The following is a 13,851-nucleotide window of genomic DNA, read 5'->3' as shown; positions in this document are numbered from 1 at the left end:
CGACGCTATGGGGGCAGCGCCGCGCATCCGCGGCCGACAGACGATCCCGGACGATCCCGGACAGTCCTGGTCGTCTGTTGTCGCGTCGTGAGCCGGTGCGCCAGAATGAGCGTCTGGGAAAAGCGGGGGGCAGGATGAACGGCGACGACATCGGTCGTGTCGAGGGGAGCGGATCCGTGATCTCCGTCGCGGAGGATCTCCAGCGGCTCCGCCATGAGGCAGGTGGTGTGAGCTACGCCGAGATCGCGGCGCGGGTCACGAGTCTCCGGGCGGATCGTTCCGGCCGTTCGTCGGTCGCCGTATCGCGCTCGACGGTGTACGACGCCTTTCGCCCCGGTCGCACCCGACTCGACGCCGACCTCGTCGTCGACGTCGTGCGCAGTCTCGGCATCACCGAGGCGGAGGCGGAGAGCTGGCGCGCGCGGTGCGTCGCGGCCAAATCCGCCGCACCGCGGCCCTCGCCGCGCGGCGCCGCAGCATCCGGGCTCGAGGCGCCGCCGGTCACCGCAGCCTCCGTTCTCCGCATCGACACGCCTCGGCGCGGCGGGCGTCGCGTCGCCCTCGTCATCGGCGTCATGCTCGGAGCCGTGCTCCTCAACGTGGCGGGCGGCCGCGTCGTGCTCTGGCTCGATCTGCCGCTCTACCTGGACATGGCCGGCACAGCGGTGGTGGCCGTCGCTCTCGGCCCCTGGTACGCGGTCGCGACGGCGATCGTCACCCAACTGGGCGGCGCGTTGGTCAACCAAAGCACTCTGGGTCTTCCGTTCACACCCGTCGCAGTGGCGGGGGCCCTCCTGTGGGGCTATGGCGTGCACCGCTGGGGATGGGGGCGCTCGCTCTCGCGATTCCTGCTGCTCAGCGTGGTCGTCGCCGTCGCCTGCACGGTCGTGGCCGCCCCGATCACGGATCTCGTGTACGGGGGATTCAGTGCTCATGTCGCCGGAAACTCGTTGACGGCGCGGTTCCTCGATGCGGGCATGGTGCTCCCGATCGCCATCGGGACCGCCAATCTGATCACGTCGCTGCTGGACAAGCTGATCGCGAGCTTCGTGGCCCTCTCGCTGGCTGGCAGCATCCGGCACTGGATCACGCGGGATCGGACGCCGTCGCCGGATCTTCCTCCGATGGCTCTGTCCGCCGCCGTGCGCCCCTCGTCGGCCCTGCACGCCGCCGTCACCGCACGGCGCGCATCCGTCTTGTGAGCCACGCGACGGCGTACCCGGCGCCGACTCCGAACCGCGGCTGGCGCAACGATATCGTCGCCGCGCTTTTCTGGCTCCTCACCGTCGTGGGCGTGCTCGTGATGACCGGCTCATGGTTCCTGCTCGCGCTCGCCTCTCTCGAGGAAGGCACGGAGCAGCCGAAAGCTCTCGCCGCGGGAACGACGATGGCGGGAACGACACTTCTGCTGGGCGTCGCGCCGCTGGTCGTCGCGCACATCGCGGGCTCCGCGCTCCTGTGCCTCGTGGCGACCACGGGCCGGCTCGATCGAGCCAGGGGAGTGCTCTGGGCAGGTGGAGCTGTGATCGGCGCATCCCTCATCGGCCTGGCCGTCGTGCTTGTGCTCTCGGGCGGCGAACTCATCTACACGCCGCCGGGCTACGTGCCCTGAACTCCATCGCGAACGACCGAGCCCCGCACCCTCGAAGGATGCGGGGCTCGGTCGTCCGCTGCTACTTCGTGGAGAGCTTGGCCTGGATGGTGGACATCACCATCGTGTCGGCGAGTGTCGTCGTGTCGCCGACTTCGCGTCCCTCTGCGACGTCGCGGAGCAGGCGACGCATGATCTTGCCGCTGCGGGTCTTGGGCAGCTCCGTGACGATGTAGACGTCGCGTGGGCGGGCGATCGGACCGATCTGCTCACCGACCCAGGCGCGCAGGGTCTGGGCGAGACCCTCGGGGGAGTGCTGGCGCAGGTAGCTCTCCTTGATGATCACGAACGACACGACGGCCTGGCCGGTGGTCTCGTCGCTGGCGCCGACGACAGCCGCCTCGGCGACCGCTTCGTTGCCCACGAGCGCCGATTCGATCTCCGCGGTTGACAGGCGATGCCCGGAGACGTTCATGACGTCGTCCACACGGCCCAGCAGCCAGATGTCGCCGTCTTCATCGCGGCGGGCGCCGTCGCCGGCGAAGTAGTAGCCCTGGTCGGCGAACTTCTCCCAGTACGTCTCGACGAAGCGGTCCGGGTCGCCCCAGATGCCGCGCAGCATGCTGGGCCACGGTTCGGTGATCACGAGCAGTCCGCCCGCGTCGTTTCCGACCTCCTCGCCCGACTCGTCCACGACATCCACCGAGATGCCGGGGAGCGGCACCTGCGCCGACCCGGGCTTGGTCTCGGTGACGCCGGGGAGGGCCGAGATCATGATGGCGCCCGTTTCGGTCTGCCACCAGGTGTCCACGATCGGCGTGCGCTCGGCGCCGATCACGGTGCGGTACCACATCCACGCCTCGGGGTTGATGGGTTCGCCGACGGAGCCGAGCAGCCTCAGCGACGAGAGGTCGAACTCCTGCGGCACCTGGCGTCCGATCTTCATGAACGAGCGGATCGCGGTGGGAGCCGTGTAGAGGATCGTGACGCCGAACTTCTCGACGATCTCCCACCAGCGGCCGGGATGCGGCGCATCCGGCGTGCCTTCGTAGATCACCTGAGTGGCGCCGTTCGCGAGCGGGCCGTAGGTGACGTAGCTGTGGCCGGTGATCCAGCCGATGTCGGCCGTGCACCAGTAGACGTCGCGCTCGGGGTGCAGATCGAACACGTTGCGGTGCGTGTAGGCGGCTTGCGTGAGGTAGCCGCCGGAGGTGTGCAGGATGCCCTTGGGCTTTCCGGTCGTGCCGGAGGTGTACAGGATGAACAGCGGATTCTCGGCGCCGAACGGCTTCGCCTCGTGCTCGGCGGATGCGGCCGCCACCGCGTCGTGCCACCAGATGTCGCGGCCCGGCGTCCAGTCCACGTCGTTGCCGCCGCGGCGCACGACCAGCACGTGCTCAACCGTCTCCTGCACGCCCGACCCCCGGTCGGCGAGGGCCTGGTCGACGGCCGGCTTCAGGGGCGAGACCTTTCCCTTGCGGTAGCCGCCGTCCGCCGTGATCACGAGTTTCGCGCCGGCGTCGTCGATGCGTGCGCGCAGGCTGTCCGCGGAGAATCCGCCGAAGACGACGGAGTGGATGGCACCGACCCGCGCCACCGCGAGCATCGCCGCCACCGCCTCCGGGATCATCGGCAGGTAGAGCGCAACGCGGTCGCCCTCGCCGATTCCCAGCTCCGTCAGCACATTGGCCGTGCGCTTGACCTCCTCTGTCAGTTCCGCGTACGTGACGCGGCGCTCGTCGCCGGGCTCGCCTTCCCACAGCAGCGCGACACGGTCGCCGTTGCCGGCGAGCACGTGGCGGTCGAGGCAGTTGTAGGCGACATTGAGCTCACCGTCGCCGAACCACCGGGCGAAGGGAGGGTTCGACCAGTCGAGCACCTCGGAGAAGGGGGTGTGCCAGTGGAGGAGTTCGCGTGCCTGCTCGGCCCAGAAGCCTTCTCGGTCGGAGGCCGCCCGCTCGTAGAGCTCGGCGGTGGCGACCGCACTCGCTGCGAACTCAGCGCTGGGGGCGAAACGACGGGTCTCGTTCAGCAGGTGGTCGATCTGGCTGCTCATGGCTCGCTCCTTTGCGCGCTGTTCGGGATGACGTGCGGGACGTCTCGCACATCATCACCCGCTCCGGTCGGAGGTGGATACCTCCATTAGAAGGTGGGCGGCGGACACCGATATATCAATGCGGTGGATCCGGCATGCCGTTTGGCCGCCGGTGTGAGGTTGCGTATGCTCGTGTGCGCCCGCCCCTCGCGGCGGGGAGCACGGCCCTCATCACCCCCAATTTGCGGGGCTGTGCTCGGCGGCATCCCAACCCCCCAATGGGATGCCGCCTTTCCTTTTGCCCGGACGCGGTGGGCACCTCTCCTGGGTGCTCGATGCGCTCGGATCTCCCCAGCCGCCGCGCCGCCGCGGTTCCTCAACCGGGCGCTCCAGCACGCCCGTTCAGCGGCGGGCACGCGCCTAGCGTCGTCTCCATGCCGCAGCCCTTCGTCGTCGCGCCACGGGGTGCGCCCGCATCCGGCGGGGCTGAGGCGCAGGCGGTCGACCGCGAGCTCGATGCGTCGCGCCCCATGCTGGGCGGGCTGTCGGTCGCGGCGTGGGATCCGGTGCGGGTGCATCTCGGCGACCCGGAGGTCACCGACATCTTCATCAACGGCGAGCATGGCCTCTTCGTGGACCGCGGCCGCGGCGCCGAGCAGGTGCCGCACTGGCGCGCGACCGAGAGCGAGGTTCGCGAGATCGCGACGGACCTCATCGCGCAGGGCGGTCGACACATCGACGACGCGACGCCGTGCGTCGATGTGCGCCTCGACGGCGGCGTCCGGGTGCACGCCGTCCTCCCGCCCGTCAGCGTGGACGGCACGACGATCTCGATCCGTGTCCCGCGGCGTCATCTGGGATCCTTGGCGGCACTGCGCGAGGCGGGCATGCTCGATGCCCGGAGCGAGCGCGCGCTGCAGCAGCTCGTCATCGCCCGGGAGAACTTGCTGGTGACGGGAGCGGCCGGCAGCGGCAAGACCACCCTCCTGGCGGCGTTGCTCTCGTCCGCACCCGAGCGCGAGCGGATCGTGACGATCGAGGATGTGGCGGAGCTCCGCATCCGTCACCCGCATCACGTCCGTCTCGAGGCGCGCCAGGCGAATCTGGAAGGGGCGGGCGGCATCGATCTCGCCCGCCTGGTGCGCGAGGCGCTACGGATGCGGCCGGACCGACTCGTGGTCGGCGAGTGCCGCGGCGCCGAGGTGCGCGAGTTGCTGACGGCGTTGAACACCGGACACGACGGCGGAGCGGGCACGCTGCACGCCAACGGCATCGACGACGTGCCCGCACGGCTGGAGGCGCTGGGCGCGCTCGCCAGCCTCGACGACGCCGCGCTCGCCCGCCAGGTGGTCAGCGCGATCGGTGTCGTGATCCACGTCGCCCGTGACGGCGACGGCGCCCGGCGCGTCGCAGGCATGGCACGTCCGGTCCTGGTCGACGGGCGGCTGGGGATGGAGTCGATCCCATGGGCCTGATCGCACGGCGTCGACCCGCTCCGGACGGCGTGGGGGATGCGGCCCAGCGACTGTCGGTCCTGCTGCGCACGGGCATCTCACCGGCGTCGGCCTGGGGGTTTCTGGCTGCCACGGGGGATACGGATGCGGTCGCCATCCACGCGGCGCACACGCAGGGGCAGCCGTTCCCGGGTGCGATCGCCGCCCGCGGTGACCGGTGGCGGCCACTGGCCGCGACCTGGCGGGTGGCCACCGCCGTCGGCGCTCCGCTCGCGGAGAGCCTCCGGGCGGTCGCCGCTGCCGTCCACGACGCGCAGGAGTGCCGCGACGAGGTGCGCGTCGCCCTTGCGGAGCCCGCCGCCACCGCGCGGCTGATGGCCTGGTTGCCGCTCGTCTCCATCGGCCTGGGGGTCGCGCTCGGGTTCGACACGATCGGCGTCCTCACGGGCAGCGCGATCGGCATCGGATGCCTCATCGCGGGCATCGCCCTGATGATCGTGGCGCGCGTGTGGACGGGGGCGCTCACCCGTCGGGCCACACCCCCTCCCGCGATGCCGGGGTTGCACGCGGAGCTCGTCGCGATCGCGCTCTCCGGCGGCGTGTCGATCGAGCGCGCCCGGACGCTGGCCGATCCGGAGGTCGACGCGCCGGATGAGGGGCTCGACGCGCTGCTGCAGCTCTCGCGCTCCGCCGGGGTGCCCGCCGTCGAGCTCCTGCGCGCCGGAGCGTCCCTCGCCCGACACCGCGCTCGCACGGACGGCCGGATGCGGGCGGCCGGACTCGGCGCCGCCCTCCTGCTGCCGCTGGGGGTCTGCATCCTCCCCGCCTTCCTGTTGCTGGGGGTCGCGCCGATGCTCATGAGCGTCCTCGGCGCATCCGCACTCCCGCTGTGACCGCGTGCCCACCCGCCGGTGCCTATAAGAGAGGAGCAACACATGACCGCCACCACCAGAGCCCGACGGCGCCTCCCGACGCTCACCCGCCGCCGTGCGGCTGAGCTGTTCGGCGACGATTCCGGAGCGGCGACGGCCGAGTACGCGATCGCGACGATGGCCGCCGTCGCCTTCGCCGGACTTCTCGTCGTCATCATGCGATCCGATGAGGTGCGGGGGATCCTGGAGGATCTCGTGCGCCGCGCTCTCACGGTCGAATGAGATCCCGGCTCGGCGACCGCGGCTCGGCCGCGGCGGAGTTCGCGGTCGCCGTGCCGGCGGTGCTGCTCGTGCTGGCCCTCGGCGTCGGCGGGCTCGCCACCGCATCCGCTCAGGTGCGCCTGCAGGATGCTGCGGCGGATGCGGCGCGGCTCGCGGCGCGAGGAGAGGACGCCGCGCGGGCGCTCGCCGTCCTCTCCCACGCCGCCCCGGGCGCGAGCGGCACGATCGGCGAGGAAGGCGACCTCGTGTGCGTGACCGCATCGGCTCCCGCACTGCTGCCCGCCATCTCGCTCAGCGCCCGCTCGTGCGCCCTGTCGGGTGGACGCTGATGCCCGGCACGGCGGCGACGGTGGGGACGATCGGCGCGCTCGCAGCTCTCGTCGCGGGTCTCGGCGTGGTCGGTGCGGCGAGCGTGCATGCGCAGCGACTGTCGGCGGCCACGGATGCGGCGGCGCTCGCCGCGGCGGACGCCGCATCCGGCGCCGTGACGGGCGTCCCGTGCGAGCGTGCCGCCCAGCTGGCAGCCACCGCATCCGCGGAGGTCGTATCCTGCGAGGTGGAGGGTCTCATCGCGACCGTGCGTCTCAGCAGCGCTTTCGGTCCGTTCCCCGCTCACGCCGCAGCCCGCGCGGGTCCCGCGCCCGAGGCGAGCGACGACGGGTGAACCGGTCCTCCAGCCGACCACCGTCCCGAGGTGTGTATGGTGACAGCGACGAAAGGACCACCGTTGGCAAAGGGTTCTCAGACCACGACGAAGAGCGGGAAGACGCTCGTGATCGTCGAGTCGCCGACCAAGATGACCTCGATCCAGGGCTACCTGGGTGATGACTACGAGGTGCTCAGCTCCGTGGGTCACATCCGCGACCTCGCGAGCAAGAAGGACATCCCGGCCGAGAAGAAGGCCGCGTACGGCAAGTACTCGATCGACGTCGACAACGGCTTCGACCCCTTCTATGTGGTCAACGACCGCAAGACCAAGACCGTCGCCGAGCTCAAGCGGGCGGTGAAGGATGCGAGCGAGGTCCTGCTCGCCACCGACGAAGACCGCGAAGGCGAGGCCATCGCGTGGCACCTGCTCGAGGTGCTCAAGCCCAAGGTCCCGGTCAAGCGCATGGTGTTCCACGAGATCACCAAGGACGCCATCCGCGCCGCCGCCGAGAACACGCGCGAGCTCGACCTCGCGCTCGTCGATGCGCAGGAGACCCGCCGCGTCCTCGACCGCCTCTACGGTTGGGACGTCTCGCCCGTACTCTGGCGCAAGGTCGGCAGCGGCCGCGAGGGCGCCGCCCTGAGCGCCGGTCGCGTGCAGTCCGCGGCCACTCGTCTCGTCGTCGACCGGGAGCGCGAGCGCATGTCGTTCGTCTCTGCCAGCTACTGGGACATCGAGACGCTCGCCGTCAAGGGCGACCAGTCGTTCACCGCGCGCCTTGCCCGCATCGACGGCGCACCGCTGGCGCGCGGCACCGACTTCGACGACAAGGGCCAGCTGAAGAAGGCCGTCGTCGTCCTCACCGAGGACGACGTGCGCGCACTGGCCGCGGCCATCGAGAGCGTCGGCACGGCGCACGTCTCCGCGCTCGAGTCGAAGCCGGGAACCCGCAGCCCCCGCGCGCCCTTCACGACCTCGACCCTGCAGCAGGAGGCCGGCCGCAAGCTCTCGATGAGCGCGAAGCACACGATGAGTGTCGCCCAGCGCCTCTACGAGAAGGGGTACATCACCTATATGCGCACCGACTCGACCTCGCTCTCGAAGCAGGCGGTCGAAGCGGCGCGCGAGCAGGCCGTGAGCCTCTACGGCGACCGCGCCGTGCCCGCCAACCCGCGCGTCTACGCGAGCAAGAGCAAGAACGCGCAGGAGGCGCACGAGGCCATCCGTCCCTCGGGTGAGCACTTCCGCACGCCCGCATCCGTCGCCTCCCACCTCGACCGCGACGAGCAGCGCGTGTACGACCTGATCTGGAAGCGCACCGTCGCGAGCCAGATGGCCGATGCCAAGTACGAGACCACCACGGTGACCCTGTCGCTGACGGCGGATCAGAAGGCGCTCGAGTTCACCGCATCCGGCACCGTCTACACCTTCAAGGGCTTCCTGGAGGCCTACGAGGAGGGCCGCGACGAGAAGCGCGCCGACGCCGACAAGGCCGACGACCAGTCGCTGCCGGCGATGAGCGTCGGCGACGAACTGGCCACGCGCGAGGTGGAGCCCAAGGGTCACGCGACCTCGCCGAAGCCGCGCTACACCGAGGCGAGCCTCGTGAAGGCGCTGGAGGAGAAGGGCATCGGCCGTCCCTCCACCTTCGCCAGCATCATCGACGTGATCCTCGACCGCGGATACGTCTCCAAGCGCGGTCAGGCGCTCGTGCCGAGCTGGCTGGCCTTCAGCGTCGTACGCCTGCTCGAACAGCACTTCTCCGACCTCGTCGACTATGACTTCACGGCGGCGCTCGAGGACGACCTCGACGCGATCGCCCGCGGAGAGCAGCGGCGCGAGCAGTGGCTACGGGAGTTCTACTTCGGTTCCGAGAATCACGTCGGACTCCGCCACATCGTCGACAACCTCGGCGACATCGATGCACGTGAGCTCAACGCGACCAGGATCACCGACACCGCGACGCTCCGCTTCGGCAAGTACGGTCCGTACCTCGAGGTGGTCGACCCGGCAGACCCCGAGGCCAAGCCCCGGATCATCAACATCCCCGAGGATCTGGCGCCCGACGAGCTGACCGCCGAGAAGGCGCAGGAACTCGTCGACGCCCCGATCGCCGGCGACCGTGTGCTGGGCGAGAATCCCGACAACGGCAAGCTCATCGTCGTCAAGGACGGTCGCTTCGGTCCCTACGTGCAGGAGGTCGACCCCGTCGACCCGGATGCGGTGGACGAGGCGACGGGCGAGGTCGCCGAAGCGCCCAAGAAGCGCGGCGCCAAGAAGGAAGCCGCGCCCAAGCCCCGCACCGCCTCGCTCTTCAAGAGCATGTCGGTCGACACCGTCGATCTCGACACGGCTCTCAAACTTCTCGAGCTGCCCCGTGTCGTGGGTGTCGACCCGGCGACCGAAGAGGAGATCACCGCCCAGAACGGCCGCTACGGCCCGTATCTGAAGAAGGGCACCGACTCCCGCTCGCTCGACTCCGAGCAGCAGATCTTCGACATCACGCTCGAGGAGGCACTGGAGCGATACGCGCAGCCCAAGTACGGCGCCCGTCGCGCATCCAGCGCTCTCAAGGAGTTCGACGCGGACCCGGTCAGCGGCAAGCCGATCAAGATCAAGGACGGTCGCTTCGGCGCGTACGTCACCGACGGCGAGACCAACGCGACCATTCCGCGCGGGGAGACGGTCGACGACGTCGACTTCGAGCGGGCCAAGCAGCTGCTCGCCGACAAGCGCGCCAAGGGCCCCGCCCCCAAACGCACGTCGGCGCGCAAGACCACCACCCGCAAGACGCCCGCGAAGAAGTGACCGCCACGACGCCGTCGGGTCTGTGGATCACCTTCGAGGGTGGCGACGGCTCGGGAAAGACCACGCAGGCGAGCCTGCTCGAGCAGTGGCTGCGTGAGTCCGGTCGCACGGTCGTGCGCACGCGCGAGCCCGGCGGCACCGAGGTCGGTGTCCTGGTGCGTGACATCGTGCTGCATCACCGAGGCGAGGTCGCGGCGCGGGCCGAGGCGCTGCTCTACGCGGCGGATCGCGCGCAACACGTCGAGACGCTCGTGCGGCCCGCACTGGCCCGGGGTGAGATCGTCGTGCAGGACCGCTACCTCGACTCGTCGGTCGCCTACCAGGGCGCCGGGCGCGTGCTGGATGCGGGGGAGATCCGCCAGCTCTCGCTGTGGGCCACCGGAGGCGCTCTCCCGGATGTGACCGTGCTGCTGGATCTCGACCCCGCATCCGCACGCTCCCGCCTCGATGCGGCCGACAAGCCTTTCGATCGCCTGGAGTCGGAGAAGGACGAGTTCCACGCGCGTGTGCGCGCCGCCTTCCTCGACCTGGCCGCGGGGGAGCCGCAGCGTTTCCTCGTGATCGATGCGGCCGCGGGCGTCGACGAGATCGCCGCCGTCATCCGCGAGCGCGTCGTGAACCTGCTGCCTCCTGTGGACGCTGACGGGAGCGTCGACGGCCGCGGATAGGCTGGGCGCATGCACACCGCCGCGTCCTCTCTGCCCTGGGAAGACGTGTGGGGGCAGGACGACGCGGTGCAACTGTTGCAGGCGGCCGCATCCGATCCCGCGCAGCTCACGCACGCGTGGTTGATCACGGGCCCTCCCGGATCCGGCCGTTCGACGCTGGCGTACGGGTTCGCGGCGGCGCTCATCGCCGAGCCCGGCGACGACGCGGCCGTGCGCCAGGTGCTCGCGCGCAGCCATCCCGACCTCACGGCGCTTCGCACGGAGCAGGTCGTCATCCGCATCGAGGAGGCGCGTCAGCTCGTCGAGCGCGCGTACTACTCGCCCTCGCTGGGCAGGTATCGCGTGATCGTGGTCGAAGACGCCGACCGCATGGCCGAGCGCACCTCCAACGTGCTGCTCAAGGCGCTCGAAGAGCCGCCCGAGCGCACGATCTGGGTGCTGTGCGCGCCGAGCGACGCCGATCTGCTGCCCACCATCCGTTCGCGGGTGCGCACCGTGCGGTTGCGCGAACCCGACGTGTCCGACGTCGCCCGTCTGATCGCCCAGCGCACCGGGGTCGACGAGGCGGTCGCTGAGCAGGCCGCCCGGCACGCGCAGCGCCACATCGGCATGGCGCAGCGTCTGGCGACGGACGCCGACGCGCGCCGTCGACGTGACGAGACGCTGCGCAGCGCCCTGGCCGTGCGCGGGGTCGGCGACGCGGTGGATGCGGCCGCCCGCATCGTGCAGGTCGCCACAGACGACGCGAAGGCCCTCACGGTCGAGCGCGACGAGGCGGAACGGGCATCGCTGCTGCGCACCGTCGGGCTCGCCGAGGGCGCCGCGGTGCCGCCCGCCGTCCGATCGCAGCTCAACGCGCTGGCCGACGAGCAGAAGCGGCGCGCGACGCGCAGCCTCCGCGACGGCATCGACCGCGTCCTCACCGATCTGCAGTCGTTGTTCCGCGACGTGGTGATGGTGCAGTTCGGCCGCACCGACGGCCTCATCAACACCGAGCTGTCCGACGACCTGCACGCCCTCGCGGCGGCGTGGGAGCCGGACCGCACTCTCCTCGTCCTCGACGAGATCGCCCTGACCCGCCGGAACCTCGAGCGCAACGCGGCCCCCGCGCTGGCGCTCGAGAGTCTGCTCGTCGCCGTCGCCACCGGAAGGAGCTCATCGTGAGCGCCGCCCCCCGCATCCGTCGCCTGATCGCCGTGACAGGTGTCGTCGTCACCCTCGCCGCCCTCGCCGGCTGCGCATTCAAGGTCGACGTCGCTCCCTCGCCGACCCGCAGCGCAGAGCCCGACACGACCGGTATCTCCGAGGAACTGCTGCCGTTCTACGGGCAGGAACTCTCGTGGAACTCCTGCGGCACCGGACTCGACTGCACCACGGTCACGGCGCCGCTGGACTGGAACGACCCGTCGGCCGGCGAGATCGACCTCGCTGTCGTGCGTCACCTCGCTACCGACGGAGAGCCCCTCGGCTCGCTGCTGACCAACCCCGGCGGCCCCGGCGCCAGCGGTGTCGCGCTCATCCGCGACTCGCTCTCGTTCGCCGTGGGCGACGCCCTCCAGAGCGCCTACGACGTCATCGGCTTCGACCCGCGCGGTGTCGGCGAGTCGAGTGCGGTGCGCTGCTTCGACGCCCCCGACATGGACCGGTACCTGTTCGACATCCCGACGGGCACCCGCGGGTCCGCGGAGTGGAACAGCCAGCTCGAGGCACGTAACGCAACCTTCGCCCAGGCCTGCGAGGCGAACAGCGACGGCATCCTGCAGTTCATCACCACGGAGCAGTCCGCACGTGACATGGATCTGCTGCGCGGCGTGCTGGGCGACGAGAAGCTCAACTACCTCGGCTACTCCTACGGCACCTTCCTCGGAGCGACGTATGCGCAGCTGTTCCCGGAGCGTGTGGGCCGCCTCGTCCTCGACGGAGCGATCGATCCCCAGACGTCTCAGCTGGATGTGTCGACGACGCAGGGCATCGGGTTCGAGTCGGCGCTGCGCGCGTACATGGCCTCATGCCTCCAGGGCTCGAACTGCCCCTTCACCGGGACGGTCGACGACGGCATGGCGGATCTGAGCACCTTGCTCGCGAGCGCCGATCGCAATCCGCTCCCCAACGCCGACGGCCGCCGGATGGGCGCCGACTCGATGATGACCGCGATCATCGCTGCGCTCTACTCTCAGGACAGCTGGTCGTACCTGACCACGGCGCTCTCCGACGCGCTGCAGGGCGACCCGTCGGTCGCGTTCCAGCTCGCCGACTTCTACTACAACCGCAGCGGTGGCGCCTACAGCGACAACTCCACCGAGGCGTTCATCGCCTACAACTGCATGGACTACCCGGACGATGCCACACCGGAGCAGGAGGCGGCGTCGAAGGCCCTGCTCGCGGAGCGCGCGCCGACCGTGGCGCCGTACTGGTCGAGCGACGTCGACTCGTGCGCCTCGTGGCCGTTCCCGCCGAGCGGTGAGCGCAAGGCGCTGACCGCACAGGGGGCCGCGCCCATCGTGGTCATCGGCACGACGAACGACCCCGCGACCCCCTACGACTGGTCGGTCGCGCTGGCCGATCAGCTCGCCTCCGGCGTGCTGATCACCCGGGTCGGCGAGGGGCACACCGGCTACAACAAGGGCAACACCTGCGTCGACGACGCGGTCGAGGCGTACTTCGTCGACGGCGCGGTGCCGCAGGACGGCCTGCGCTGCGAGTGAGCGCCTGTCGAGCGTTCGCGGCGGCCCGTTCGAGCATGTAAGATCGTTGCTTGTGCATCGCGGAAGCGACGCGCGCCGCCTTAGCTCAGACGGCAGAGCGATTCACTCGTAATGAATAGGTCAAGGGTTCGATTCCCTTAGGCGGCTCAGCACGAGAAGAGGGGTCCCGGAAGGGGCCCCTCTTCTGTTTACCCCGGCTCCCCGCATCCGCCCCCGCCCCGTCCCCGCCCCGGCATCCGGCCCCTCCGGCCCGCGAGACTGCATTCCTGGCACGAGATCACGGGTAAAGACAGTGATCTCGTGCGGGAGATGCAGTCTCGCGGGCGAGGGGCAGGGGGATGGGATGATCGGATGGTGGGTCACACCGTCGATGTGCTGCTGGAGACGTTCACCTGGGTCGGCTTCCTCGGCGCGGTGGCCGTCGGAGTCGTCTGGCTGATCCTGCTGCTGGTCGACGGCACCTGGACGCCCGCGCACGCCGTCATCGAGCCGGGCGAGAGCGGACGTGTCGCGCACTGGTTCACGGCTGAGGGCGGGGTTGGGCGTGCGGTTCTCAGCGACGCCGACGAAGCGCACCTCGCCGGCGCAGACGAAGCGGACATCTACTACCGCCCCGGCTCGGACGATCGGATGCGGTTCGTCGCGCGGTCTCCGCTCGTACGGCTGACCGGGTGGTTCACCGTGGGTTTCCTCGCCGTCGGCACCCTCGCGCTCGCCCTGTCGCTGGTGACCATGTTCCTGGCGTGAGCCGCTGCGGCGCGAGAAGACGGACTGGCGCCGAAGGCAT

Annotated in this window: 13 protein-coding genes and 1 tRNA gene; 13 read left to right on the top strand and 1 reads right to left on the bottom strand. The window is 70.4% G+C overall.

The genetic code is table 11. The annotated features are described in order from the left end of the window. The first annotated feature begins 134 nt into the window (after positions 1-134). Together ACYVJS_RS03290 and ACYVJS_RS03285 are read left to right on the top strand one after the other, a co-directional pair. Positions 135-1,202 carry a hypothetical protein gene (locus ACYVJS_RS03290; protein WP_460737746.1) on the top strand — a complete coding sequence of 356 codons (1,068 nt, stop codon included), beginning with the start codon at positions 135-137 and terminating at the stop codon, positions 1,200-1,202. Continuing rightward, complete coding sequence (locus tag ACYVJS_RS03285; protein ID WP_460737744.1) at positions 1,199-1,612, top strand: hypothetical protein; 414 nt, start codon at positions 1,199-1,201, stop codon at positions 1,610-1,612. Before ACYVJS_RS03290 ends, ACYVJS_RS03285 begins: the two co-directional genes overlap by 4 nt. 61 nt (positions 1,613-1,673) lie before the next feature. On the opposite strand, the gene acs is transcribed toward ACYVJS_RS03285, so the two are convergent. Next, positions 1,674-3,647: an acetate--CoA ligase gene (gene acs, locus ACYVJS_RS03280; RefSeq protein ID WP_460737742.1), complete on the bottom strand. Its 1,974-nt coding sequence runs from the start codon at positions 3,645-3,647 to the stop codon at positions 1,674-1,676. A gap of 413 nt (positions 3,648-4,060) precedes the next feature. On the opposite strand from acs, the gene ACYVJS_RS03275 reads away from it, so the two are divergent. The 11 genes from ACYVJS_RS03275 to ACYVJS_RS03225 all read left to right on the top strand — a co-directional run bounded on the left by ACYVJS_RS03275 (position 4,061) and on the right by ACYVJS_RS03225 (position 13,811). Continuing rightward, positions 4,061-5,101, top strand: coding sequence for a TadA family conjugal transfer-associated ATPase (locus ACYVJS_RS03275; protein WP_460737739.1), 1,041 nt, complete (start codon positions 4,061-4,063; stop codon positions 5,099-5,101). Next, positions 5,092-5,973 (top strand): type II secretion system F family protein, encoded by an 882-nt coding sequence (locus tag ACYVJS_RS03270; protein ID WP_460737737.1) that lies wholly within the window; start codon positions 5,092-5,094, stop codon positions 5,971-5,973. The genes ACYVJS_RS03275 and ACYVJS_RS03270 overlap by 10 nt, the downstream gene beginning before the upstream one ends. Positions 5,974-6,015: 42 nt before the next feature. Next, positions 6,016-6,234, top strand: a complete 219-nt coding sequence (locus tag ACYVJS_RS03265) for a DUF4244 domain-containing protein (protein WP_460737735.1) — start codon at positions 6,016-6,018, stop codon at positions 6,232-6,234. Continuing rightward, entirely contained in the window at positions 6,231-6,563 is a 333-nt protein-coding gene (locus ACYVJS_RS03260) for a TadE family type IV pilus minor pilin (protein ID WP_460737733.1), read from the top strand. Before ACYVJS_RS03265 ends, ACYVJS_RS03260 begins: the two co-directional genes overlap by 4 nt. After that, positions 6,482-6,898, top strand: a complete 417-nt coding sequence (locus ACYVJS_RS03255; protein ID WP_460737731.1) for a helicase — start codon at positions 6,482-6,484, stop codon at positions 6,896-6,898. Before ACYVJS_RS03260 ends, ACYVJS_RS03255 begins: the two co-directional genes overlap by 82 nt. A 63-nt stretch (positions 6,899-6,961) precedes the next feature. Continuing rightward, on the top strand, positions 6,962-9,691 hold the full coding sequence (gene topA / locus ACYVJS_RS03250; RefSeq protein WP_460737729.1) for a type I DNA topoisomerase: 2,730 nt from the start codon (positions 6,962-6,964) through the stop codon (positions 9,689-9,691). After that, positions 9,688-10,359, top strand: coding sequence for a dTMP kinase (tmk, locus tag ACYVJS_RS03245; RefSeq protein ID WP_460737727.1), 672 nt, complete (start codon positions 9,688-9,690; stop codon positions 10,357-10,359). The genes topA and tmk overlap by 4 nt, the downstream gene beginning before the upstream one ends. Before the next feature lie 9 nt (positions 10,360-10,368). Next, entirely contained in the window at positions 10,369-11,523 is a 1,155-nt protein-coding gene (locus ACYVJS_RS03240) for a DNA polymerase III subunit delta' (protein WP_243231491.1), read from the top strand. Then, positions 11,520-13,064, top strand: coding sequence for an alpha/beta hydrolase (locus tag ACYVJS_RS03235; protein ID WP_460737725.1), 1,545 nt, complete (start codon positions 11,520-11,522; stop codon positions 13,062-13,064). Before ACYVJS_RS03240 ends, ACYVJS_RS03235 begins: the two co-directional genes overlap by 4 nt. 74 nt (positions 13,065-13,138) lie before the next feature. Then, positions 13,139-13,211: transfer RNA gene (locus ACYVJS_RS03230), tRNA-Thr, on the top strand. A gap of 204 nt (positions 13,212-13,415) precedes the next feature. Then, entirely contained in the window at positions 13,416-13,811 is a 396-nt protein-coding gene (locus tag ACYVJS_RS03225) for a hypothetical protein (protein ID WP_460737723.1), read from the top strand. The last annotated feature ends 40 nt before the right edge of the window (positions 13,812-13,851 follow it).

This window comes from Microbacterium neimengense (assembly GCF_054782995.1).
This window is presented reverse-complemented; position numbering and strand designations above follow the sequence as displayed.